The 22,451-nt window shown below is 42.3% G+C and carries 26 protein-coding genes and 2 tRNA genes; 10 read left to right on the top strand and 18 right to left on the bottom strand.

Features of this window, described 5'->3' with window-relative positions:
• Positions 1-12: 12 nt before the first annotated feature.
• Both L4C44_RS02485 and L4C44_RS02480 read right to left on the bottom strand, forming a co-directional pair.
• Positions 13-465 (bottom strand): A24 family peptidase, encoded by a 453-nt coding sequence (locus L4C44_RS02485; protein WP_428804293.1) that lies wholly within the window; start codon positions 463-465, stop codon positions 13-15.
• A 144-nt stretch (positions 466-609) separates the two neighbouring features.
• Positions 610-816 (bottom strand): Flp family type IVb pilin, encoded by a 207-nt coding sequence (locus L4C44_RS02480; protein ID WP_017080668.1) that lies wholly within the window; start codon positions 814-816, stop codon positions 610-612.
• A gap of 419 nt (positions 817-1,235) precedes the next feature.
• Between L4C44_RS02480 and L4C44_RS02475 the strand changes: the two genes are divergently transcribed.
• On the top strand, positions 1,236-2,129 hold the full coding sequence (locus tag L4C44_RS02475) for a LysR family transcriptional regulator (RefSeq protein ID WP_146491461.1): 894 nt from the start codon (positions 1,236-1,238) through the stop codon (positions 2,127-2,129).
• Between the two features lie 356 nt (positions 2,130-2,485).
• Here L4C44_RS02475 and L4C44_RS02470 read toward each other — a convergent pair whose 3' ends face one another.
• On the bottom strand, positions 2,486-2,809 hold the full coding sequence (locus L4C44_RS02470; RefSeq protein WP_146491460.1) for a winged helix-turn-helix transcriptional regulator: 324 nt from the start codon (positions 2,807-2,809) through the stop codon (positions 2,486-2,488).
• Between the two features lie 150 nt (positions 2,810-2,959).
• On the opposite strand from L4C44_RS02470, the gene L4C44_RS02465 reads away from it, so the two are divergent.
• Positions 2,960-3,373: a YybH family protein gene (locus L4C44_RS02465; protein ID WP_146491459.1), complete on the top strand. Its 414-nt coding sequence runs from the start codon at positions 2,960-2,962 to the stop codon at positions 3,371-3,373.
• 119 nt (positions 3,374-3,492) lie between these two features.
• Here the strand turns inward: L4C44_RS02465 and L4C44_RS02460 are convergent.
• The 3 genes from L4C44_RS02460 to L4C44_RS02450 form a co-directional block, all read right to left on the bottom strand.
• A tRNA-Val gene (locus tag L4C44_RS02460) sits at positions 3,493-3,569 on the bottom strand.
• 70 nt (positions 3,570-3,639) lie between these two features.
• A tRNA-Val gene (locus L4C44_RS02455) sits at positions 3,640-3,716 on the bottom strand.
• A gap of 168 nt (positions 3,717-3,884) precedes the next feature.
• The gene (locus L4C44_RS02450; protein WP_048658548.1) at positions 3,885-4,547 is read right to left on the bottom strand and encodes a DUF2726 domain-containing protein; all 663 of its coding nucleotides are present in this window, start codon (positions 4,545-4,547) and stop codon (positions 3,885-3,887) included.
• A gap of 273 nt (positions 4,548-4,820) precedes the next feature.
• Between L4C44_RS02450 and L4C44_RS02445 the strand changes: the two genes are divergently transcribed.
• Positions 4,821-5,006 (top strand): hypothetical protein, encoded by a 186-nt coding sequence (locus L4C44_RS02445; RefSeq protein WP_048658547.1) that lies wholly within the window; start codon positions 4,821-4,823, stop codon positions 5,004-5,006.
• Positions 5,007-5,135: 129 nt separating this feature from the next.
• Here L4C44_RS02445 and L4C44_RS02440 read toward each other — a convergent pair whose 3' ends face one another.
• Complete coding sequence (locus L4C44_RS02440) at positions 5,136-7,094, bottom strand: GGDEF domain-containing protein (RefSeq protein ID WP_428804292.1); 1,959 nt, start codon at positions 7,092-7,094, stop codon at positions 5,136-5,138.
• A gap of 258 nt (positions 7,095-7,352) precedes the next feature.
• Here L4C44_RS02440 and L4C44_RS02435 point away from each other — a divergent pair, with 258 nt between their 5' ends.
• Positions 7,353-8,459 carry a M20/M25/M40 family metallo-hydrolase gene (locus tag L4C44_RS02435; protein ID WP_428804291.1) on the top strand — a complete coding sequence of 369 codons (1,107 nt, stop codon included), beginning with the start codon at positions 7,353-7,355 and terminating at the stop codon, positions 8,457-8,459.
• A 105-nt stretch (positions 8,460-8,564) separates the two neighbouring features.
• Here the strand turns inward: L4C44_RS02435 and L4C44_RS02430 are convergent, their stop codons facing one another.
• The gene (locus L4C44_RS02430) at positions 8,565-8,987 is read right to left on the bottom strand and encodes a DUF3859 domain-containing protein (RefSeq protein ID WP_428804290.1); all 423 of its coding nucleotides are present in this window, start codon (positions 8,985-8,987) and stop codon (positions 8,565-8,567) included.
• 69 nt (positions 8,988-9,056) lie between these two features.
• On the bottom strand, positions 9,057-9,425 hold the full coding sequence (locus tag L4C44_RS02425; protein WP_428804289.1) for an ATP-binding protein: 369 nt from the start codon (positions 9,423-9,425) through the stop codon (positions 9,057-9,059).
• 275 nt (positions 9,426-9,700) lie between these two features.
• Between L4C44_RS02425 and metA the strand changes: the two genes are divergently transcribed.
• Together metA and pilW are read left to right on the top strand one after the other, a co-directional pair.
• A complete protein-coding gene (metA, locus tag L4C44_RS02420) occupies positions 9,701-10,642 on the top strand; it encodes a homoserine O-acetyltransferase MetA (RefSeq protein WP_060981869.1) in 942 nt (313 codons plus the stop codon).
• A 169-nt stretch (positions 10,643-10,811) separates the two neighbouring features.
• Entirely contained in the window at positions 10,812-11,579 is a 768-nt protein-coding gene (pilW, locus tag L4C44_RS02415; RefSeq protein WP_428804288.1) for a type IV pilus biogenesis/stability protein PilW, read from the top strand.
• An 89-nt stretch (positions 11,580-11,668) separates the two neighbouring features.
• On the opposite strand, the gene rlmF is transcribed toward pilW, so the two are convergent.
• Both rlmF and L4C44_RS02405 read right to left on the bottom strand, forming a co-directional pair.
• Positions 11,669-12,970 carry a 23S rRNA (adenine(1618)-N(6))-methyltransferase RlmF gene (gene rlmF / locus L4C44_RS02410; RefSeq protein WP_428804287.1) on the bottom strand — a complete coding sequence of 434 codons (1,302 nt, stop codon included), beginning with the start codon at positions 12,968-12,970 and terminating at the stop codon, positions 11,669-11,671.
• 4 nt (positions 12,971-12,974) lie between these two features.
• A complete protein-coding gene (locus L4C44_RS02405; RefSeq protein ID WP_004734935.1) occupies positions 12,975-13,472 on the bottom strand; it encodes a YgjP-like metallopeptidase domain-containing protein in 498 nt (165 codons plus the stop codon).
• 153 nt (positions 13,473-13,625) lie between these two features.
• Here L4C44_RS02405 and L4C44_RS02400 point away from each other — a divergent pair, with 153 nt between their 5' ends.
• The gene (locus L4C44_RS02400; protein WP_016786183.1) at positions 13,626-13,862 is read left to right on the top strand and encodes a glutaredoxin family protein; all 237 of its coding nucleotides are present in this window, start codon (positions 13,626-13,628) and stop codon (positions 13,860-13,862) included.
• 89 nt (positions 13,863-13,951) lie between these two features.
• Here L4C44_RS02400 and L4C44_RS02395 read toward each other — a convergent pair whose 3' ends face one another.
• Entirely contained in the window at positions 13,952-14,824 is an 873-nt protein-coding gene (locus tag L4C44_RS02395) for a LysR family transcriptional regulator (RefSeq protein ID WP_285954118.1), read from the bottom strand.
• Positions 14,825-14,934: 110 nt separating this feature from the next.
• Here L4C44_RS02395 and L4C44_RS02390 point away from each other — a divergent pair, with 110 nt between their 5' ends.
• Positions 14,935-16,134: an MFS transporter gene (locus L4C44_RS02390; RefSeq protein ID WP_146491207.1), complete on the top strand. Its 1,200-nt coding sequence runs from the start codon at positions 14,935-14,937 to the stop codon at positions 16,132-16,134.
• An 85-nt stretch (positions 16,135-16,219) separates the two neighbouring features.
• Positions 16,220-16,786, top strand: coding sequence for a DUF1415 domain-containing protein (locus L4C44_RS02385; RefSeq protein ID WP_372384294.1), 567 nt, complete (start codon positions 16,220-16,222; stop codon positions 16,784-16,786).
• A 16-nt stretch (positions 16,787-16,802) separates the two neighbouring features.
• On the opposite strand, the gene L4C44_RS02380 is transcribed toward L4C44_RS02385, so the two are convergent.
• Positions 16,803-17,873, bottom strand: coding sequence for a sensor domain-containing diguanylate cyclase (locus L4C44_RS02380; protein ID WP_428804286.1), 1,071 nt, complete (start codon positions 17,871-17,873; stop codon positions 16,803-16,805).
• 213 nt (positions 17,874-18,086) lie between these two features.
• Between L4C44_RS02380 and L4C44_RS02375 the strand changes: the two genes are divergently transcribed.
• A complete protein-coding gene (locus L4C44_RS02375; protein WP_017059167.1) occupies positions 18,087-18,662 on the top strand; it encodes a nucleoside triphosphate pyrophosphohydrolase family protein in 576 nt (191 codons plus the stop codon).
• Between the two features lie 135 nt (positions 18,663-18,797).
• On the opposite strand, the gene L4C44_RS02370 is transcribed toward L4C44_RS02375, so the two are convergent.
• The 5 genes from L4C44_RS02370 to btuC form a co-directional block, all read right to left on the bottom strand.
• Entirely contained in the window at positions 18,798-19,286 is a 489-nt protein-coding gene (locus L4C44_RS02370; protein WP_048658534.1) for a GNAT family N-acetyltransferase, read from the bottom strand.
• A 310-nt stretch (positions 19,287-19,596) separates the two neighbouring features.
• A complete protein-coding gene (locus L4C44_RS02365) occupies positions 19,597-19,776 on the bottom strand; it encodes a hypothetical protein (protein ID WP_017095358.1) in 180 nt (59 codons plus the stop codon).
• A 370-nt stretch (positions 19,777-20,146) separates the two neighbouring features.
• Entirely contained in the window at positions 20,147-20,506 is a 360-nt protein-coding gene (locus L4C44_RS02360) for a DUF6559 family protein (protein ID WP_428804285.1), read from the bottom strand.
• A 92-nt stretch (positions 20,507-20,598) separates the two neighbouring features.
• Positions 20,599-21,357, bottom strand: coding sequence for a vitamin B12 ABC transporter ATP-binding protein BtuD (btuD, locus tag L4C44_RS02355; RefSeq protein WP_428804284.1), 759 nt, complete (start codon positions 21,355-21,357; stop codon positions 20,599-20,601).
• Positions 21,344-22,339 (bottom strand): vitamin B12 ABC transporter permease BtuC, encoded by a 996-nt coding sequence (gene btuC, locus L4C44_RS02350; protein ID WP_019824084.1) that lies wholly within the window; start codon positions 22,337-22,339, stop codon positions 21,344-21,346. Before btuC ends, btuD begins: the two co-directional genes overlap by 14 nt.
• Positions 22,340-22,451 lie beyond the last annotated feature (112 nt).

Below are 22,451 nucleotides of genomic sequence, written 5' to 3'. Positions count from 1 at the left end.
ATTCTTGGAGGTTTAAATATGTGGCGTGTTTTGAGTTAAAATTACCAAGTAGAATCCAACGCTAATTGCTATCCCATATGGAATACCTTGTTGGTCGTTCGACGTTTTTCTTGTTAGCTTTTTACTTATCAGCTTGTTCTTTACGAGATAAATAACGGCTACAAAACCGCCAGCAAAAGCCGTCATAACAAACACCCAAAGTAAATCGTTGAGAGGTATAGTAAGTGATAGAACTGCGGCATATTTAATATCACCGGCTCCAATCCAAATCAGGGCGTAAAGAATCAGCCCTCCCCCAAACACCAGTAAAAAACTCATAATTTGAATGTCTAACGGTGACAGAAAACATTGCAAAAAGAGTAATATCAGCAATGCGTGATTTTGTATCTTGCGAAAGAGAAAATCGGTAACCGATACATAGACACACACGATTGCTAAAAGCAGTAAATATACTTCAAAACTCAAAATTGGAAATATTGCCTAAATTTATATGGATTGACGTAAACATGTATTAATTGGTATTTCCAATTAACTGAGCCAGACCAATGAAAACATAGGTCTGGCACAAATATCTTTCGATATATTCTACATTAGCCAATAGGCTTGATGTTAGCTGCTTGCAGTATCGATAGCAGTAGCTACATCTTCAAAAGCACCTTCAAGTTTGCCAATGAAACCATCAGCGCCTACTGCAGTAGTTACTAATACAGCCATTGCTACTGCAATAAGACCATATTCAATTGCAGTTACTCCGCGCTCATCGTTCTTGAATTGTGATAGAAACATGCTTGTTTTAACGTATAGCTTAGTAATCATTATTATGTCTTCCTATAAGGGCTGTTTAAAATTCGTCGCTATTATAATTAGCACCACCAATCTATGGAAAATACCCCCTATCGATTCAATCTATAGGTCGTGTAAAAAATGATCAAAACAAACACCTTAAAAAATACCAACAGAAACACAAAGTCCATATATGACAAACACTTAGATTAATAATCAGCTAAAAAACAAAATGAATATTTAAATTTATAAACTTGAAAAAATAAGACATACGTCAATGTTTAACTTAATCCAAATTTATATAAGCTTTGGAACTAGCTTAATAGATAATTCATCGATCTTTATTACCCCTTATAAAACATGTTGAAATACAATTATCATCACGCTATTGTTCTTCGAATCAACAAACCATAAAAAATATAATTTCTTTGTGTCAAAAGGTTAGTCGAATCATGAAACTACATTTCGAAAATATTGTTTCGTTCATAGCAGTAGTTGAAGAAGGTTCATTTAGCTCTGCTGCACGTAAGCTTGGCAAGTCTCAGTCAACGGTTAGTACCGCTGTGCAAAACCTAGAGTCAGACTTGGGTTTCAATTTATTTAATAGAGAACACTCTAAAGTCTGGTTAACTGAGAAAGGAAAACGCCTATTCCAATTATCTTTACCTGTGGTATCAAAATATCGTGAGTTAATCACTATTGCAGAACAAATGAATCTATCCGACCAGATAGTTTACCGCGTGGGCATCGATCCATTAGTTTTCAACAAAAACGTAAAAAAGGCATTGTTGGCATTTTCAGAGGCTTTTCCTAATGTCGACCTACTTGTTGTGACTAAACCAAGTTTCGTTTTAGGTAATTACGTTAATGAAGGAAAGATAGACTTAGCGTTAGGTAACCCCTATCACAAGACAAATTACGACTTCAACATCGAGGAACTATTCCACGTTAACTGTTGGTGGGTGGCCCATGAAGACTTAGTAACCTTAAAGTCCCAAGCACCATCACAGCGAGTTCTATTAATGGATGGTTGTGAAGAGCTACTTAACTTGTCAAACATCGCAACATATAACCTATGGCGACTCGATGATTTAGGAACCATCATCGATTTATGTAAAGCTCAAAAAGGCATCGCCTTTCTGCCAGGGTTTCTCATCGAAGGTAACATCAAAGAACATAAGCTTAAGGTTATTACCGATCACCCTGACTTTTTTGGTAAACGAGTTATCGCATCACTTTTCTGGCAAATACATTCTGACTTTAGCTTGTTTAACCAATGGATAAAAAAAGAGCTACAAACCACAACTAATTACAAACAAACATTTGTTGCTGATCTAGCTCAATAACGTTCTATTAAAATCATGACGATCACACTCTATTGCACTCTCCAGCTTTGAGTGTGATATTTCAATCCTGATATTTATCCGAATATAAACGCCAAGCAAAGCATATAAAATATATATATTTATTATCAGATGCATCGGCTAATATATGCATTATCATTTACTTCGAGTCTTTCATTACCTACCCGTTCATAAATCTGTAATAAAACCTAGATAGAAACCAGCCTTTAAGATTATTCAGCACTTAACTAATACTTAGTGCGTCACCAAATCTCGAACAACATCTCTCAAGCTATGAACTCAGAAAACCCACAAAAGATAATGGCATTGGTTAAGAGCCTTTCTTTAGATACATCAAACTAATCCCAGCTTTCAGATTTTTTTACTATAATATCAACAATATTCGCAAGTTCTTTTCCTTTTTCTGTCAGACCATAATATACAGTCACAGGAACGGTTTCTTCTTGCCTGCGCCAGATAAAACCTTCTTTGCTAAGTAACTTCAGCCTCTCACTAAGTACTTTACTAGACACTAAAGCCAGTTGCTTTTGAATTTGTCCAAAGCGTATCTCGCTACTCTGACCTAATAACCAAACGATGTGAGCAGTCCACTTCGTAGAGATCAAGGTCAAATATTTATCAGCGTTACAGTAACCTTCAGGTTGCTTACCCTGTTCACTCATATTTACCTCTCAGATTATCAAGATTGTAAAGTTACTCAAAGATAGTTAGTTACCTTAAGGTAATTAGTTACTTTTAGGTAGCTAATTTCTTTTAGTAAGCATCCTATCTATTATGGCCTCAACCCAAAACACAAACAAGCAGGTGGTTCCATGAAGATATTTCTATTCCTAGCTTTAAACTTTATAACTTTCTATTCTTACGCATCAACAGATTACAAAAAACCGCAGTCGCCAACTGAACTGCACCAATTTTTCGCGGAATACTTTTCAAAACAAGACATAGAAGGACTAAGTACTCTGTTCCATGAAGACGCCATATTCGTCCTGGATGCTCAAGGGAACCTTGCTAGAGGACCAAAGGCTATCAAGCCGATATTGAAAGGTTACCTTCAAGGTGACGTTGAAATGCTAACCCATGATGTATCCATCCATATTAACGGCGATACGGCTCTTATAAGGTCTGAATGGGAGATAGTTGGAGGCCCTAAAGGAACCGCTCTGGAAGTGATGAGATATGTAGATGGAGGCTGGTTATACGTAATTGATAACCCGAACGGGTTTTAAATGACCATCGCACTTTAGATCATTGAAGGACGAAGTCTGAAAGCTTTGCTGGCAATAAATTTCAGACACAAAAAAGCCCACACTAGGTGGGCTTTTTGCTTGTTCATGAAGAACGAATTTGGTGCCCGCTACTGGACTCGAACCAGTGACACCTTGCATGTCATGCAAGTACTCTAACCAACTGAGCTAAGCGGGCGATGTTCTAATTTCTTATTACTACCATTGTGACAAACTCAATAGTTATGCAATAAAAACTAAAGAAGGAATGGTGCGTCCGAGTGAACTCGAATCACCGACCCCCGCCATGTCAAGGCGGTACTCTAACCAACTGAGCTACGGACGCATTCCTTTAGAACGAGGAAGATATTAACGACTGATTTATTGCGGCGCAAGTAGAAATTACACTTGAATCAACCGTTTGCTCTTATTCGCACCAATACGTTGAATTTTTAGACGTGAAACGCAAATAAAGTTGAGTTACATCACACTAAGTATTGAGTGTTACTTTACGTTATTCCTCATCTACATCGAACACGACGTTGTAATTCTCGGTATACGTACAGTTAGGCTGGCGGCTACAAGTGAAGAATCGTCGACCTTTGTAATCACCTTGGCTTGCCAGTTTGATGATCATCGGGCTGCCACATTTCTTACAGAATCGAACTTCTTTTGATGGCTCGATCAAATCGATGTGGGCTGCCAGTAGCCTCTTCAAACGGCTCACTTGATAGCTGTGTTTAATAGATGCACCAATCAGTGGCAAGCCTGCTGATTTACAAACGTGAATCAGTAGCTTTTCGCGGTCGACTTTCCCTTTATTGAGCTCTTTACCGTTATCGAGTTCGATGATCACACGGGGTTCTAACGTTCGTGGGTCGCAGACGACAAAATCAAAGTAACTACGTGAGATCTTGTTGTTGGCGATAAACCAATTCTTCTTGTTATTCGTCTTAGCTGGAACAAGCACGTTCGACATGCTGACTTTAGCAAACACTTCCCCATGGTTACCCACAGCAGATTTTAGCGCATTATAGAATGTCGCCTGTTGCGCCGACATCAACGCCCCTTTCTTCTGGTAAGCATGGTCTTTGGTGTCATCGTGTTTCACTACATACTTTTGAATAAAGTAAAAGAACACTACCAGAACAATCACAACGATAAAGATATTAGTCATTTTCCAACACAATCAAGTCTGTATAGGGATTAAGAGAGTGGCTAGCGTATGTAGAAATACATCACCTGGCAAGCAAAAGAGCGAGAGTTACCAACCAAAATCACGACCTTTGAGCGCTGTAATCACCAAGAGCTCGCTCCCGCGCTAGACACATCTCTCCTATTTTGATAATCAAATCATCAATTACACTCTAGATTGATTTAGATCAATTTACTTGAATTTGTGATCAACTAGTCTGAAAAACGTTAGGCAAATGTTAATAAGGAAGTTGATATGGAACTTAAACAAGACCCAAGATGTTATACCGACGTATGTGTAGATGGCAAATGGTTCCACTATGACCACTGCGGAACTCGAGCTTACATGTTAAAAGGTGGCGCTTCCGCTGTGATTGAACTAGCAAGAGAACCTTCTACAGAAGGCGAACTGGTTGAAATGCTTCAAGGTGTCGCTAAATAATTCACCAAATCAAAGTCTGAATTAAGCGAATAAGAGTAGATAGCTGTATTATTTCAGATAAGCACTCTTATCGCTTAGTTATGGAAGTTCAGGTTTCCTGATTACAGGGGATTAACCAAGTTTGGGTTCTCAAACGATAACGACTTTATTACGCCCTGACTGCTTAGCTTGATACAAAGCGTCGTCTGCCGATTTTAAGTGTTTCTTATAGGTACGACTATTTAACTGTTGTTCCGTTAGATGAGTCGTCGCACCAATCGATGTAGTTAATTCTAGTGAGCCAGAATGCGTTTCAATCGGTTGGTCAGCGATCGCTTGCCTTATCAGCTCAAGTTCTTTATCAGGTTCTTGATTCCCAGCAAGCAACAAAACAAACTCTTCCCCACCCCATCTTGCCACAACATCATTTGTTGATAATATTTTCTCCAAACGCTTAGCGACTTCCACCAGCACTTGGTCGCCGATATCATGCCCATAAGTGTCATTAACTTGTTTGAAGCGGTCCAAATCAAGAATAGCGAGCGTATACCCGAATGGCGACAAATGGTGTGGTATTGGCTGAGTTAACAGTTGTTCCAAGTAACGCCTATTGTATAAGCCTGTCAGTTCGCATCTTGTTGATTGCTTGAGTAACTCTTTGTTGGTCTTCTGGATGGAGCGCAACCTTATCAAAAGTAACGCGGCGCTGAACATCACCATGATACCCAACGCGACAACAATTCGATTTCGTAACTGCTGCTTATCTAAGGTCAGCTCACCCAATTCTTTCTCTGCATTTAGCAGTTCATTCTCTTTAGCTAATGATGCCGTAGCAAAATCTTGTTCGAGCAAGAAAATATCGCTCTGACGCTTGTCAAACAACAGTGCCTTGTTACCCTTGTAGTAGAGTTTGAAGTAGCGAAGTGCGTTCTCGCTGTCGCCTCTCGAGTCATAGTATTCTGCAAGTGTTCTTAAACCGAGAACCTTCCAACTTCGAGAGCCAACAATGTCGAACATTGCATACGACCGCTTAAGATCTGCAAAGACAAAATTGTCTCGATTCAGACCAATATTAGCTAAGGCTCTGTTTAAATAACACTGACCCAGTTGAAGTGTGTATCTGTCCACTCTCGGATATCTAAGGCACAGGTTTGCGACTTGCCGTGCTGACTCAAAGTTCTTTTCCGCCAACAACACATCACTCTCTGCTTTTAACAAGATGATTTTGTATCGCTCACTCACGTTATCGCCATTGAGTTTGGCAGCACTTTGATACGCCTCTCGGCCTTTCACTAACTCACCACTGCGCAGATAGGCAAAAGACTCATTCACATGCAACACACCTATGGTAGACGCTTCTAGTAGCCCGCTCTTGTAATAGAGTTTTTTGGCTCTTTGAATCAGCTCTAGCGCTTTAGGCCAATCTTCCAAATAGATATAAAGCAGTGCCATGTTAGACACTAACTTGCTGTTGTAGATGTGATGAGGATACTTCTTGCCCAGATCCAAGCCTTTATGGAAAAAGTATTGAGCTTCAGGAAAGTCATTGCGGATATTGTTGATGACACCAGCCGTGTTATAGGCCTTAATCAACAACTCTTCATAGTGGAGCGATTCTGCGATATCTATCGCTGCTCTGATTTGGATTTCAGACTGCGCTAACTCACCCTTACTGATGTATTCGATCGCCAACTCAACTAGAGATTGGGCCTTTAGCCAACCCATATGTTCGTGTTGTGCGAGTGCTTTAATCTGTCTGACGTATTCGGAAACCGCTTCGGTATCCAGTTTGTGTTGGGCGAGGTTCGACAAAATCATCAATTCGTAAGCACGATAGATGGCTTTATCTTGGTTTGGGAACTTGACTTGCAGAGCTTCGAGTTGTTTGGAAGCTAGATTAGGATCACCACGGGATATATCGAGAATATCAATCAATGCAGATCCATATTGAGAGAGTAATAACTCTTTCTCTGGACTATAAACACTCGGGTTTTCAGGGCGGATATGCTTTAAATCGTCGTCATAAGTTGGATAGAGCAAATACAGCCCAAGCACAACACTCATCAGAATGACGAGAAGGAATGAACCTAACACATTGTTTCTATTCATTTATCTGTGCCATTATTGATTGTATTCCAATTTCATCGAAGTTTTTCAAAGCGGCTAAACATTATACCCGACAGATATACAGATTAAAATCCTGTGCACTGGTAGATCTGAGTAGTGTTTTTCTCATTAAATAGAATAATCAGGTAACTTTCTTGATTTAACTCAGACAATCATCTACCACATTGGCGTTATAGTAATTTTCCTGTTCCTACCTCCGCGGCTTCTTTAGAACAAGCGGAAGCATAATGAGAATTAACAATGACCCAAATTAATGAACAACGTCTTGTAGAACATTTCTGCGATCTAGTGAAAATTGATAGTGAATCTCGTAACGAAAAAGCGATTGCTGAAGCTTTAGCTGAGCAACTCGGTGAACTAGGTTTTGAAGTTCACAAACTGGCGGTTCCTGAAGAAGTGTCTAATGGTTTCAACATTTACGCTCGTCTTGATGGCACTCTTCCAGGCAGCACAGTGTTCAGCTGCCACATGGACACTGTAACGCCAGGCATCGGCATTGAGCCAATCATCGAAGACGGCATCATTCGTTCAAAAGGCAACACAATTCTAGGTGGTGATGATAAGTCTGGTATTGCGGCTATCATGGAAGCAATTCGCGTAATCAAAGCTGAAGGCCAAGCACACAAAACCATTGAAATTGCATTCACAGTATTCGAAGAAGGTGGTCTATTTGGTTCTTTGAACTTCGATATGTCTTACATTAAATCTGAGCACGCTATTGTACTAGATACGGGCGGTCCGATCGGCACTATCGTAAATGCAGCACCTGGCCAACAGAAAATCGTTGCTAAGATTAAAGGTCGCCCTGCTCATGCTGGTCTAGCACCAGAAGAAGGCATCAGCGCGATTCAAGTGGCAGCAGACGCTATCACTAAGATGAACCTGCTTCGTATTGATGAAGAAACAACAGCAAACGTTGGTATTATTGAAGGCGGTCAAGCGACTAACATCGTAATGCCAGAGCTTAAAGTGGTTGCGGAAGCTCGTTCCCTAAACGGCGAAAAGCTAACAGCGCAAGTCGAACACATGATCTCGACATTCGAAGAGAGCGCAAAGCAGTTCGGCGCTGAAGTTGAAATAGAATCGACTCGTGCTTACGATGCATTCGTTATTGCAGACGATCACCCGCATATTCTTTCGATCAAATCAGCGTTCGAAAAGCTTGGCGTAACGGCAAACACCAAACGCACTGGTGGCGGTAGCGATGCAAACAACTTCAATGCTAAAGGTCTAACAACGGTTAACCTTTCTACTGGTATGGCGAAAGTTCACACCACTGAAGAGTACATCGCAGTGAAAGACATGGTTGCTATCACTGAGTTTGTTGTGGCTTACGTAACACAATAATCTTACTTGTGAGCTAGATGGAGACTACCATTTAGCTCATAACGAAAAGCCGAGTCCACATATGACTCGGCTTTTTTGTGTCTGTACTTAGTTGAAAGTTCGAACCTAGAAACCTCTACGTTTCCAAAACTGCCCTTCATCTTTTGCCACTAAGTCGAATGTCTTATCTGCGATGATGCTGCCTTTTAGCTCGACCGTCATACGCCATTTACCGAGTTTGTTCGAGACAGGCGCCCAGATAGTGTCGCCTAAGTAGAAATCCCAATCGTTGTTGCCGACATACTCTTCACCATCAAACGGCTCTAAGACTTCACCTTTGTCTGTCGTGATATCTGGGTGGTAGATGCAGTAACGGATCTTTTCACCCTTGGCCTTTTTGATATTCAAGATATAGCCAAACTCGACGTCAATTTCTGCGTCGACAATAGTGGTGAACTCTTGGATTTTTGGTAGGTCTTTAGATTTTGAATCCCATGTGGAGTAGATACCATAAGAGGTCATGTCGACCACAACAGAGCGCTTTGCCATTTCAATCTTTACCTTGGAGTTATTCTATTAACTTTATGTTATTTGCCATTCAGCCAATCAAGCTCGAGGCTATTCTTGCCAATCTTTCGCCATTCGCTTGCTCACTGAAGGTTCAATATTGTGAATAGTGCCATAGTTCTCTCGGCAAACTTCAATCACCAAGTCAGCGTTGTATTTAAGTGCAAGTTGACGATAAGCCTTCATTTCCCATTGTTTGATGAAGGTATTTGAGACCACGACATCAAGGCCTTGCTTTAGACCATTTTCAGCCGTGTTCTGACACCACTCATGTGCTTGTTGCAGCTGTCTAGGGTCAAAATGGTACTCACCTTGCTCATTCACATAATACATATCGGCTTCAACATGAAATGCATCGTAGGTTTTTGCTTTTGTTGATTTGCCAGAACCGGGCAACCCTCGAATGAGTATTAACTTCATCTGTCACTTTACAGGCTAATTCGAAAACATGAGTTTATCGTAAATAATAAAGAGTTTCTCTGATAACTGCCTTTACTCTGCGTCCGAAAACCAAGTCCTTACACTAGAGTCAGGTAATCACTGAATACTACGAGACTCCCCTCGAAGCCCGTGGATTGCTTCTGATAGAAAACACAAATAATTTACATCTATCCATTTTGCATATCGACAAGCGTATCAAACTACTATAGATTTAGATGTATAGACGTCTACATATCTAGCTTAGGGAGAAAGCTGTGCCTATTCGCATTCCAGACCAATTGCCAGCATCTGATGTTCTTCGTGAAGAAAACATCTTCGTTATGCCGTTATCAAGAGCATCGACACAGGAAATTCGTCCACTTCGAGTCTTGATCCTCAACCTAATGCCGAAAAAGATTGAAACTGAAACTCAATTTTTACGCCTACTATCAAACAGCCCATTGCAAGTGGACGTAGAGCTGCTGCGCATTGATGACCGACCAAGTAAAAACACACCGACTGAACACCTTGATAACTTCTACCGCCAATTTGAAATGGTCAAAGGAAGAAACTTTGATGGATTGATCATCACTGGTGCGCCGCTTGGCTTGGTTCAATTTGAAGATGTTATCTACTGGGATCATTTAAAAACCATCATGGAATGGGCAAACAAACACGTGACTTCAACTCTATACGTATGTTGGGCGGCTCAGGCTGGTTTGAAGTTATTGTATGATTTGCCTAAACGTACTCGTAAAGAGAAGCTGTCTGGTGTTTATAACCACGAGATACATAACCCATACCACCCTATTTTACGTGGCTTCGACGATACATTCTTGGCACCGCACTCTCGCTATGCTGACTTCTCTCAGGAGTACTTAGCTGAGCATACCGACCTTGATGTTCTTGCGACTTCTGATGTTGCGGGTGTATATCTAGCGGCGACCAAAGATAAGCGAAACGTGTTTGTAACAGGTCACCCTGAATACGACTCCCATACACTTCACAATGAATACATTCGTGATTTAGGTGAAGGCATGGAGCCTGTTATACCGATCAACTACTACCCGAACAACAATCCAGACAACAAGCCTGTTGCAAGCTGGCGTAGCCACGGGCACTTGTTGTTCTCTAACTGGCTAAACTACTGCGTTTACCAACAAACGCCTTACGACCTGGATCATTTCAGCGAAGAGAATTTCACTAAAGACGATTAAGTTCTTTGTTCCGATTCAAAAACACATAAAGCCGTGTTCAGTAGATTGTTGATAAAACGACAAATTGGACGCGGTTTTTTTATGGTGGTTGAGTCGCATTCCATAATAGATTTAACACTTCAATGGGTTTGATTTCATATGATGGGTTGGTGTTCATAAGGAGCTTCACATGCCTGCCAAGCCGTCATTCTCAAACCCGATTTCGTCATCCCGACTCCGTCCATTATCAAGCGTGGTTCTACTCGCCTTGATTTCGTTGGTCGGTTGCGTCTCTGTTACTGAGGGGCCACCAAAAATTGAAAGTGACCCTATTGCGATGTCTGAATCTCGAATCGAATTAGGTTTGGGCTATATGGGACAAGGCAATATGGTAAGAGCGCGTGAAAATCTTGAGCTCGCAATTAAACACGCACCTAGCTACTACCGTGCTCGGCTTTCAATGGCGCATTACTACGAACAAGTGGGCGAAGTAGACGAAGCGAGAACCACTTACCGCAAAGCGCTCAGTCTCGATTCAAGAAACGGCAATGTATTGAACAACTACGGTACATTCTTGTGTAAACAAGGCGAATACGAACAAGCCGATAAATACTTTAATCGTGCTATCGACCAGCCCTACTACTACTTGGTGTCTGCAAGTTATGAAAATGCCGCGTTTTGCGCATTTAAGGCTGGCAATACCGACCAAGCGAAGTACTACTTCAGCAGAGCGATTGACCACGATCCAAACCGCGTAAAATCGATACTACAGTTATCAAAAATTGAAGTGAGTGACGCCAATTACAATGACGCTCGACTCCGTTTATTCAAATTCCACCAGCGTTATGGCTATCAAATTCCATCGCTTAAAATCTTGGTCGATCTCGAAAACAAAGCAGGTAACAGAGCTCTAGAACAGAAATATCAGAGTAAGTTAGATGAGTTGCTTTCTGCGTAGATTATATGCAAAATTCAAAAAACGGGCTTGTTGCGTTAACAACAAGCCCGTACGTAATTTCAGCTAAATGTCTTAACTAAGTGCAGCCGTTATTTTAGCGCAATCCACTCTTGTCTTTGTTCATCGTCCATAAAGGTCCATGCGATAAAGCGGCTTACCTTCTGCCCTTGCGACATCTCCACGACTTTTACTTGTTTAGCTCGTAGCTTACCCAGCTCTGAACGAACCATATCAACGTTATCTTTCTTAGAAATCAATGTCGTAAACCACAAGACTTGAGTAGCAAAAAGTTGACTCTCTCTTGCCATCTTCATAATGAAAGCGGCTTCGCCACCCGGGCACCAAAGCTCGGCTTTTTGACCACCAAAGTTTAAGGTTGGTTTATCTTGCTTTGTTGATTTATCTAACTTAACTGGCTTCTTGTTCGTTTCTGGCTTGAATGACTGACCTGCTTTCTTAGCACGGTTTGCCGCTAGATTATCCAGTTTACGTTGTGACCCCTTTTCCGCTTCTTCAAGAGAGCTGTGGAATGGAGGGTTACAAATAGTGACATCGTAACGTTCATTATCTTTAATCACGCCCTTAAAGATAGATTCAGAATCCGCTTGTAGGCGAGCCCGGATCTTACCTTTTAGATTAGGGTTACTTTCCGCAATGAAGTTCGCTGTTTTGATAGAGACTGAGTCGACATCAGTTCCCGTGCAGCGCCACTTATACTCTGTCGCACCAATGATTGGGTAAATACAGTTTGCACCAACACCAATATCTAGCGCTTTCACAGACACGTGGTTATAAGGTTCGCCTTGGCCATCGCTATTAAGGATGTCAGCTACTCTGTGAATGTAGTCTGCACGACCAGGAATTGGCGGACACAAGTAACCTGCAGGAATATCCCAATGTTTAACGCCATAGTGATGCGCCAACAAAGCTTTGTTGAGTAGCTTAACGGCTAATGGATCAGAGAAATTAATGGTGTCTTCACCCACTGGGTTCTTTATCAGATGCTCTTTTAGCTCGGGCAAGGCTGCAACCAACAACTCAAAGTCATAACGACCAGTGTGCTGGTTTCTTGGGTGTAACCCACCTTGAGGTTTTTCAGCCGAACGTCTTTTCTGGGCAGCGTTCTTGTTAAAAGCCGTTTGATTGAAAGAACCCTTGTTCGATGATCCTTTATTTGAACCCGGTTTGCCTTTGCTATCTTTTGCAAAAGGTCGCTTTGCTTTGTTATTGCCCGCACCTTTCGGTGCACTATTCTTGCGGCTTTTATCAGATGTGTTCTTTGTAGAAATACGCTTGTCGCTACCTTCTTTATTTTTATTGTCTTTTGTTTTTACTGATGAAGTGCTGTTTTTCGACAGGCTTAGCGTCGTTCTATTTTGTGATTGGCTCATTGGGCTACTTCTTTAAATCTAAATACATCATGAATAAACGGGCATCCAGCTCAAGTTGATGATATTCCGGCTCCATGTGACAGCATAGTTGGTAAAAGGCTTTGTCGTGCTCTTTCTCTTTGATATGCGCCAGTTCGTGTACCACCAGCATTCTCAGCAAAGGTTCTGGTGCATTTTTAAAAACACTGGCGATACGAATCTCATTCTTTGATTTGATTTTTCCACCATGATTCTTGGCAACGTAAGAATGCAGACCCAACGCATTGTTGATTAGGTGTATCTTACCGTCGTAAATCACTTTGCTGATCGGTGGTGTTTTTTTCATGTAGCGATTTTTTATCTCAATCGCATAGTCAAACAGGGCTTTCTCGCTTTTTATTTCATGATTCTTTGGGTAGCGAGCTTCAAACCACGGCACTAATTTTCCCGACTCAACAAGTTGCGTCACAGGATCAAGTATGTGCTTTGGATAGCCTTGAATATAGCGTAAAGAAGGATGCATGCTGAAAGACCGTACAAGTTACACCACGACAATACGTTGTGGTCTTGAAAATTGAGCCGCATAGTGTAACTGATCACACTTTGCTAATCACCTAGGATTCGTTACACTTTAGTGAGATTCACCAAGAGCTAGACTCAAAAAGAGATTGTAAAAATGAAACGTGTTGTATTGTACGTCGCAGACAAGTGCCCGCACTGTAAAGATGCCCAAAGGTATTTAGACTCTAAGAAAATTGTTTACCGCCTGACGAATGCAAAGATGCAGCGTGGTCGTAAAGAATTACAAGCGATGGGTGCTCGTTCTATCCCCGTGCTTAAGATCGGCGATCAAGTGATGGTCGGCTGGAATCAGAAGAACTTCGATAAGATGTATAACTCAAAGAACACTTAACGTGATTTAAGAGACTTATATTTCTACAAACAAAGCCCGAATGTCCAACCTAGGATGTTCGGGCTTTGTTTTGTCTATGACATTCTAAATCACACATACCGCTTAACGAAATCGATAAAGGTTCGGTCTGCTTTTGACAGATACCCTTCTTTTCTCCACGCCAAAGATAGATTCAGCTTCACAGGGTCTTTAAATGGCACGCCTACTACGTCTTCCTCGTATTCTGTAACCAAACTGAGCAAAGCGGTGATGGCAAACTCTCGCTTCACGATAGAAAGAATCATCGGCAATAAATTGGTTTCGAACGCGATGGTCATATCGAGGTTGTACTTCTTGCAAGTAGCATCGATAAAATCACGGTGGAAGTAGCCTGATTTGAACATGATGAGTTCTTGAGCAAAAAACTCTTCAAAGGTGATGGATGGTTGTGTTGCCAATGGGTGATCTTTGCCAACGACCGCTAGCATTTCTGAGCTTAACAGGTGGTCAGTTTCAAGATCATCAGGGACATTCTCATGGTTGATTACGCCGATATCGAGTTCGCCGTTTAACAACATTTCTCGAATCGATGCGGTGCCGGCATCAATCAAGGTCAACTTTAGGTTTGGGTATTGGCTTTTAAATGCCATCACAACTTGCGGGAAAAAATAACTCCCCATCATGCTTGGAGCGCCTAACCGCACCTCGCCTTTCTCCAACCCCTTTAACTCATTCATCGCAAGCTGCGCATCATCAAACTGCTGGGCGATTCGCTTTGCATGCTCAAACAGTACCTTTCCCTCTTCCGTTAAGGTGACGGATTTATCTCCACGACGAAACAGAATCAACTCAAGCATTTGTTCGAGTTTTTTTATGGAGATACTCAATGCGGGTTGAGCGATATGCAGCGCTTTGGCGGCCTGAGTGAAATTACCAAACTGCGCAACAGCCAGAAAATGTCGAAGTGGTTTTGATTCAAGCATGACGATATATTTAATATATAGAGGTGATATTTTTAATATATTTCTTTAATCACACTTGTGCTGATAACTTGTTCACAAATAGCTTACTAACTCGTGCAGGCACAACGTAAATGTTTGATAAAGGCAGTCCTCAATACAAACGCATCACCCAATCATTAGCGATTGGCTCGTTTATCATTTTCTGTAACCTTTACCTCTTTCAGCCAATCTTGCCGCACATGGCGGAGCACTTCCAAGTATCTGAAACTCAAATCAACTGGCTGTTTGCTGCAACAACACTTGGGCTCTCCATCAGTTTGGTGCCTTGGGCAATCGCTTCTGAAACCTTTGGCCGAAAACCCATCATTCTGTTCAGTCTGTTCGCTATTCCTTTAATTGGATTGAGTATGGTGTTCACAACTACCCTACTACAACTGGTTATTGCTAGAGCACTCATGGGAATTGCTGTTGCGGCATTCGCTGGTGTGGCGGTTGCCTATATGGTCGAGGAGTTATCACCCAAAGCATTCGCAGTCGCGATTGGTGGTTATATTGCGGCTAACTCACTAGGCGGTATCTTCGGGCGTGTATTGGGTGGCTTGATTACGGATTATTTCGATTGGCATGCGACAGTTTTGTTTTTCGTTGTCGGCTCTTTGCTTGGCGCACTCTATATTGCGTATAGCCTGCCTGACCAACAAAACTTCAAACCACAGAAAGGGCTGTTCTTTCACCATAACCGTTCTGTAATGATGCACTTAAGAAACCGTACCTTGTGGCTCGCGATGTTAGTTGGTGGGGCTAACTTTGCCCTGTTCGTAAACCTGTATTCAGTAATGGGCTTTAGGCTAGTATCCGCACCTCATTCAGTGCCTGTGGGTTTAGCATCGCTGATATTCTTATGTTACTTGGCCGGAACAGTGAGTTCTAAGCTCTCAAACAAATGGACACTTCGTTTCGATCCGTTAAACGGTATATTGATGGGCGTGTGCATTAGCCTAATTGGAATGCTGGTTTCTGCCGTCGACAAAGTCCCGTTCATGTTAGCGGGCTTGTTATTGATTAGTGGCGGCGCGTTCTTTGCCCACACTCTAGCCTACTCTTGGGTGAGTCAAAAAGCGCCGAGCGCCAAAGCGACAGCAACGGCACTTTACTTAGTCCACTACTACATCGGCGGCAGTTTAGGTGGTTTCTTACTCTTATATTGCTGGCAACTGTTCGGTTGGAATGGCGTGATTGCAGGCGGCTCGATCTTCTATGTCGCGATATTTGCTTGGGTCTACCAGTTGAAACAGCTACAAGTATCGGCGTCCAAACTCGCACAAGCATAACTACGGCTGAGTTTGTAACTCAATTATTGCTTTTGATTAACGTCCGTTCTGATATCCTACGCAAAATTTCATTTCGGAACCTGTTATGTCGAACACTCAAAGCACAGATCTTCAAACCATCCACGACCAAGTAAAACAGTGGTTAGATGATGTCGTTATTGGTATAAACCTGTGTCCATTCGCAGCCAAGCCACAACGTAACAAACAGATTAAGATCTTTGTGAGTGAAGCGAATACGGAAGAAGCGTTGTTGGAAGACATCATGACGCATTTCGTAGAGTTAGATAACACGCCAGTCGCTGAGTTAGAAACAACGCTGGTTGTCGTGCCAAACATGCTGCAAGATTTCTTCGACTACAACATGTTCATTGATTGGATTGAAGCATTGATCAAGCAAGAAGATTGGGAAGGTGTTTACCAAGTGGCGACCTTCCACCCAGACTATTGCTTTGGTGGCGCGGATCCAGAAGACGATGAAAACCTAACGAACCGTTCTCCGTATCCGGTTTACCATTTGATTCGTGAAGCTAGCATGGAAAAGGTGTTAAAGCATTACCCTAACCCTGAAGCAATTCCAGATACTAACATCGCTCGAGTTGAATCTTTAACGCCAGAAGAACGTCGTAAACTATTCCCTTACCTGTTCAGTTAATCACTAACATGCTGGCTCATATTCCTGAGCGCTCTTGATGATATGGACGAGAAATGAACTGATCTCGTCCATTTTGTTTCGCAATATACAGACATTCATCGGCAACTTTGATTAGCTTATCTAACGCCGACATCCTTTCCCCTTTGGTATCCCCTGTGCTCAACTCAAAATGACACGCACCGATTGATATAGTGACAGGCTTTCTATCCAGTGTGATTTTCTTCATCTCTTGCAAAAGAATCATGAACTTATCTTCAACACAACTTGGTGTTTTATTTGGATACCAAAGAATGAACTCCTCACCACCAAAACGCGCCACAAACTCACCTTCTTGGGTATTATTGTTCAGTACGCTTGCCACTTTCTTTAATACAACATCACCCATTTGGTGACCATAAGTATCATTAACCTGTTTAAAGAAATCGATGTCTACAACTGCCAAGGTTCCCTTCCCTAAAGATCCTTTTAACTGCTCCACTTCTGCGTTCAACGTTTTGAACAAGCAACGTCTATTTGGCAAATGTGTCAGAGGGTCATACAGTGCTTGGTACTCCAATTTCTCATTCAGTTCTTTTAGCTTTCGTTCTTGCTGTCTTCTAACCAGTTCCACTTCGATCCATGAAGCCATTAACCTCATAACGTCGATATCGAACTCTTTAAACTCACGGTGATAAGGGGCTGGGCTTGAGAAGTTTAAGGTGCCATAAAGCTCATCATTAACGAAGATCGGGATGCCAATGTAAGACTCTAAACCAAAAGATTGGTAGGCAGGGTGAGTCGCATACTTATCATGTTTACCGCAATGCTCAATGCAGATAGGACCAATCGATTTACAAGTAATTTCGCAATAGGTAGAACGATAATCGAAGGTATCTCCGCTATTGAGCTCAACCTCTTCAGGTGTTACGCAGTGTTCAACCAAATAAGTATTACCATCGACTTTGGATAAGATTCCAATATCTAGATTGAAGCGTTCAAGCCCCATGATAAGCAGCTGAACGATCTGGCTATCGAAGCCCTTTCGATAATCATTGGTGATTTGATACAAGCGTCGTATCACAATTTCACTTTCACTGGCTTGGTTCATAACTGGGATCCCACTGCTGCCGAGTTTAATGACAACATCAATATTTGGTATATTTAGAAGAGTAAAGGGTAATAAAACATAATAATCAATTGGTTTGTATGCAAAATACCTCATTGGTCCAATGAATAAAAGTCGACTTCTTCGACTTTGCGTTAGCACCCTATTCCCGCCTTTGTTAAAATGCCCCATTAACGAAACAGAATGGATAGGAATATGAACCTTTCTCAACTAAGCCAAGAAATCTACGATCACCTTTACCGCGACATTGAAGAGTTCCGCAGCACTTTTGATCTGCCTGTTGCTGCTCCTGAAACAATGGACGAAAAAGGCGATACGCTACACACCTCTCTAGCGATCGAAGAACTAACAGAACTTGCAGAAGCTGACTCTAAAATCGAACAAGCGGACGCTATTGTAGACAGCGTTTATGTTTTGATGGGACGTTTGGTTCACCTTGGTCAAGCTAAGGTAGAAGACAACCTAGCAATCAGCTACCTGATCGACCTACTGTTGAATGTTTCAAAAAACCGCTCAATCGATTTCCTACCTTGCTGGGATGAAGTGCACTCAAGCAACATGAGTAAAGTGTGCCGTAACGAAACAGAATACGCAGAAACTGAAGCTTTCTATGCTGAGCAGAACATCAAACTGATGGCGGTTCAAAAAGGCGAGTACATCATCGCGAAGTGCGCGGAAGATTTCGTATCTGAAGGCAAAACCGTTCGCCAAGGTAAAGTACTAAAATCTGTACATTACCGTCCTGCGAACCTTGAGCCTCTAACGGCTTAAGCCAGGTTAAGACTGGTTGTTTCATGCGACCAACGGACTAAAATAGCAAACGCCACGTTTAAATAACGTGGCGTTTTATTATCTATTAGGGAACTTTGGCTGTGTTAATTGTAGCCGTGTGTTAGAAGCCGAGCGCTATACCAGTCGCGCCATGTGGTAAGCCGCCACATATTCGCCATTTCTAAAGGCAAACCCAGCAGACTCCCCTTCAATGACAAAACCAAATTTCTTATACAGGCTGATCGCTCTTTCGTTATCGGTATACACCGTTAACTCCATTCGCTTGATGTTAATCCAGTTATCACACAAGTCGATTGCTGTTGCGAGCAGTTGGCTACCGACACCTTTGCCTAATACATCATCTTTAACACCCATACCGAATGAAGCAACATGACGCCTTCTCGGGTTTACACACACTTCCATTCCCAAATTACCAACAATCTCATCGTCGATCATCGCGACATACGAGTACACGTTGTCGGGGATATTAGAGATTCGTTTCTGCCAGCTTTCCAGAGATGGATTTGGGAGTTGCAGCGTACCGGTATAAGCATTAGTGCATTCGTAAACTTCTTTTATTCCCTTTGCATCTGACGGTTCAGACCGTCTCACTATAATACTCATCGCAACTCCTAATATTTCTTCGCTAAATATGAAACACATCCTTAATGTGCACCTAGACACACTATCAAATAGTAAATAATTAACAATAGGTTAGATGAAATTGTTTTTATTGGGGCTGATGTGGGGAATGTATGTGGATGATCTGAAGAAGTACATTTGAGGAATCAAGGTTAGTTAAACTGGAGGTAATTCGATATGGGCACCTCGGGTGTGCCCACACCGACAAATCTATGGTGTTAGTTAGCTTTGGTTCATCATGATCTAACTAATTCTGTTCTGGTTAATCATGAACTAGTTCATCTTGATCTAGTTAATCACGCTCACATTGAACTTGCATGACTTTAAGGTCTGTTGCATTTAGCTTCTCAGCTAGCGCTGCGCCTTCTTCATTACATTGCTCAAGAGTCGTAAATTGGGTGTTAACTTCCATTTCTGCTGTGCTGTCAGCGCCACCCATCATTAGGCTTAGAATCAGTGTTAGTTCGTACATAAAATAATCCTCTTTCGAGCTTTCAAAGCATCCATTCGAATAAGATAAAGTGACTAGAATCCGCCCTAATTCACTTGTTTCGTTTGAGATAATTCTACTCAGACACTTGATTTAAGGCTTACCATTTTACGCCAAGTGACGACAAACTAAGCCTAAAAAAGAGCACTATATCATTGTAGTGCCATTTACATTTATATGAGTATTGACTAAGTCCTAACTAGACCGACGCCGTACCAGTTTATGAAAGTTAGTTGGTGTAGAGAACAACTTCACCACCTAGATAAATCGCAGATGTGCATGAACTGGAAGGAGGTTTATCTAACTGACAAACATGAATTTCACCCAGAAAAGAAATAAGTGGTATCAGGCTTTAATAGCGGCTATTCATGCCCATACGGTGTGACATGTCATCGTCCATGCGACCGCCCTTCCAGCCTCTGCCACCTAAAAGGTTTAGAACGTCGCGTGCGTTGTAGCCTTCACCACTAAAGAAATCGTTAGATACATCATTTCTCAACAATTGAATGGTGGATGCCAGCTCAGCATCGAGATCTTGTGGATCAGCAAACAACGCCAATGCAATTTGTTGTTGGCGCTTGCTCAGCTCTTTAGAACTCGTTTCGACTTGTCCGATAGAGAAGAAGTCACGGCTTCCGTAGCTCTTTACCATCTTTGCAGATAGCAGCTTAATCACCTTTTTGATTCTTCGTCTTTGGATGTATCTAAACATATTTGATCCCTTTACTAGCTCGTCTTTACCCCAATAATCAGCTGAACCAGATGACCTTTTTAGCAAATACTCTTTCTAGCCAAACGCCCTCTCTAACCAAACAGCAGATAGGTTTGATTATCGACTGAGATACTTTTGACTTCGGTATTGAACACCGATTCTAGTTGTTCTGGAGTAAGCACTTGATCAGCTGTACCTGATGCTTGAAGTACGCCTTTATCGAGCAGCAACACCTGGTCGGCGTGTCTTAAGGCGCGATTCAGGTCGTGGTTGGCCATGATCACGGTAATACCCTTCTCCGCCACTCGTTCAATAAGCTTGTACAATAAGGCTTCTTGAGCAATATCCAGCGGAGCTGCGGGTTCATCGAGGATCAATAGCTTTGCGTAAAGATTAAGCGTCGGCCAAATTTGCAAGCACATTCCCGCCAAACGGACGCGTTGCCATTCACCACCAGACAGTGTCTGAATTGAGCGATGAAGTTTGTCTGTGATGTCCAACATCTCGCTTATCTCTTCCAAAGCTACGTTGATTTCAGTATCAAGACCATGCGACGAACTTGGCAGTGACAAAGCAAGATATTGGAACACTTCTAAGTTGAAAGCAGGTCTTGCGCTTTGACACAAGTAAGCGCGATGCAGTGATAAATCTTGTAGAGACAGTTCCGACAAATCCTGCCCGTCGATCTTTATATCGCCTTTATAGCCATCTCCAATGCCAGATATCGCTTCGAGTAAGGTACTCTTACCACTGCCATTAGGCCCAATCACATGAGTCACTTGGCCCGGCTTGAGCTCAAATGATAGGGGTAATAAACGAGCGCCGACGCTCAGGCTCTTAATTTGAATCATGATTTTTAATTAACATCCAAATGAAGATAGGTGCACCGATACTTGTAGTCATCACACCCAAAGGCAGTTCTGCAGAATCGAGTAATGTACGCGCGCAAATATCAGCAAACACCAACAATGCAGCGCCAGCAACGGCAGATAAAGGAAGAAGGTATCGGTTATCGGTACCAATCGCTAAACGCAATAAGTGTGGCACAACCAAGCCAACAAAGCTGATTACGCCGCCTAATGCCACGGCGCAGCCGACTAAAATAGACACAGCGAAGATTAAGCGCCAACGCAGTTTAGGCACGTTCACACCCAGTTGCGCAGCATGAGTCTCGCCAATCATCAACTTATCCAACTTGCTACCTTGCAGGCACAGCCAAATAATCACGGGAATCATGACTAACGTGAGCGAGTGTTGATACCAAGTGACGCCACCCAAGCTGCCCATCAGCCAGTACATCAATAAACGTAGACTGAGGTCATCACTAAAATAGAACGCCCATGTCACCATCGCGCCAGAAAGAATGCCTAACGCTACCCCCACCAGCAGTAATTTAGCCGTGGTGAGTCGCATCGTTTTTACCATGCTCACCAGAATCACGGTGAAACAGAGCGAACCTAAAACGGCGGCAATCATGAAGAGTTCTGGAGTCGGAGCAAACGGCAAGAAGAACAGTACAATCACCATCGCCAAGCTTGCGCCACCAGAAATGCCAAGCACACCAGGTTCTGCTAATACGTTACCCAATAAGACTTGTAAGCTTGCGCCAGATACGGCTAACCCAGCCCCGATAGCAATCGCTGCTAATAATCGAGGTAAGCGTAAATCAATCAGTAGTTTTTGTTCTAACGTGGACAATGTGCCCAGAGGTGAAATGAAAAGATCGCCAACCATTAGGTAAATCGCACTCAGCGCGACAAGCAGTGCTGCCATCAAATAAATGGCTCGGGTCCATTTGCGCTGTTTTTGGTGAAGAAGTTGTTGGAAATCCATATCAAGCTACTTTGAAAATGTTCGCGTAACCTTACCTGTATCCCCAAATAAACTCAAGGCTCACACCGTAATGTGAACCTTGATATTTCAACCAGTTGAGAGGCTGTTTTGA

The organism is Vibrio satsumensis, from assembly GCF_050337435.1.
Lineage (GTDB): Bacteria > Pseudomonadota > Gammaproteobacteria > Enterobacterales > Vibrionaceae > Vibrio > Vibrio satsumensis.
This window is presented reverse-complemented; position numbering and strand designations above follow the sequence as displayed.

Bases quoted from the DNA above. Each gene is read 5' to 3' on its own strand.
- L4C44_RS02480 (WP_017080668.1), bottom strand. From the start codon at position 816: ATGATTACTAAGCTATACGTTAAAACAAGCATGTTTCTATCACAATTC.
- L4C44_RS02395 (WP_285954118.1), bottom strand. From the start codon at position 14,824: ATGCTTGAATCAAAACCACTTCGACATTTTCTGGCTGTTGCGCAGTTT.
- L4C44_RS02365 (WP_017095358.1), bottom strand. From the start codon at position 19,776: ATGTACGAACTAACACTGATTCTAAGCCTAATGATGGGTGGCGCTGAC.
- L4C44_RS02430 (WP_428804290.1), bottom strand. From the start codon at position 8,987: ATGGCAAAGCGCTCTGTTGTGGTCGACATGACCTCTTATGGTATCTAC.
- L4C44_RS02370 (WP_048658534.1), bottom strand. From the start codon at position 19,286: ATGAGTATTATAGTGAGACGGTCTGAACCGTCAGATGCAAAGGGAATA.
- L4C44_RS02470 (WP_146491460.1), bottom strand. From the start codon at position 2,809: ATGAGTGAACAGGGTAAGCAACCTGAAGGTTACTGTAACGCTGATAAA.
- L4C44_RS02450 (WP_048658548.1), bottom strand. From the start codon at position 4,547: ATGACTAATATCTTTATCGTTGTGATTGTTCTGGTAGTGTTCTTTTAC.
- L4C44_RS02435 (WP_428804291.1), top strand. From the start codon at position 7,353: ATGACCCAAATTAATGAACAACGTCTTGTAGAACATTTCTGCGATCTA.
- L4C44_RS02425 (WP_428804289.1), bottom strand. From the start codon at position 9,425: ATGAAGTTAATACTCATTCGAGGGTTGCCCGGTTCTGGCAAATCAACA.
- L4C44_RS02405 (WP_004734935.1), bottom strand. From the start codon at position 13,472: ATGCATCCTTCTTTACGCTATATTCAAGGCTATCCAAAGCACATACTT.
- pilW (WP_428804288.1), top strand. From the start codon at position 10,812: ATGCCTGCCAAGCCGTCATTCTCAAACCCGATTTCGTCATCCCGACTC.
- L4C44_RS02475 (WP_146491461.1), top strand. From the start codon at position 1,236: ATGAAACTACATTTCGAAAATATTGTTTCGTTCATAGCAGTAGTTGAA.
- btuD (WP_428804284.1), bottom strand. From the start codon at position 21,357: ATGATTCAAATTAAGAGCCTGAGCGTCGGCGCTCGTTTATTACCCCTA.
- L4C44_RS02380 (WP_428804286.1), bottom strand. From the start codon at position 17,873: ATGAACCAAGCCAGTGAAAGTGAAATTGTGATACGACGCTTGTATCAA.
- L4C44_RS02465 (WP_146491459.1), top strand. From the start codon at position 2,960: ATGAAGATATTTCTATTCCTAGCTTTAAACTTTATAACTTTCTATTCT.
- L4C44_RS02385 (WP_372384294.1), top strand. From the start codon at position 16,220: ATGTCGAACACTCAAAGCACAGATCTTCAAACCATCCACGACCAAGTA.
- L4C44_RS02360 (WP_428804285.1), bottom strand. From the start codon at position 20,506: ATGTTTAGATACATCCAAAGACGAAGAATCAAAAAGGTGATTAAGCTG.
- L4C44_RS02390 (WP_146491207.1), top strand. From the start codon at position 14,935: ATGTTTGATAAAGGCAGTCCTCAATACAAACGCATCACCCAATCATTA.
- L4C44_RS02375 (WP_017059167.1), top strand. From the start codon at position 18,087: ATGAACCTTTCTCAACTAAGCCAAGAAATCTACGATCACCTTTACCGC.
- btuC (WP_019824084.1), bottom strand. From the start codon at position 22,339: ATGGATTTCCAACAACTTCTTCACCAAAAACAGCGCAAATGGACCCGA.
- rlmF (WP_428804287.1), bottom strand. From the start codon at position 12,970: ATGAGCCAATCACAAAATAGAACGACGCTAAGCCTGTCGAAAAACAGC.
- L4C44_RS02440 (WP_428804292.1), bottom strand. From the start codon at position 7,094: ATGAATAGAAACAATGTGTTAGGTTCATTCCTTCTCGTCATTCTGATG.
- L4C44_RS02400 (WP_016786183.1), top strand. From the start codon at position 13,626: ATGAAACGTGTTGTATTGTACGTCGCAGACAAGTGCCCGCACTGTAAA.
- L4C44_RS02445 (WP_048658547.1), top strand. From the start codon at position 4,821: ATGGAACTTAAACAAGACCCAAGATGTTATACCGACGTATGTGTAGAT.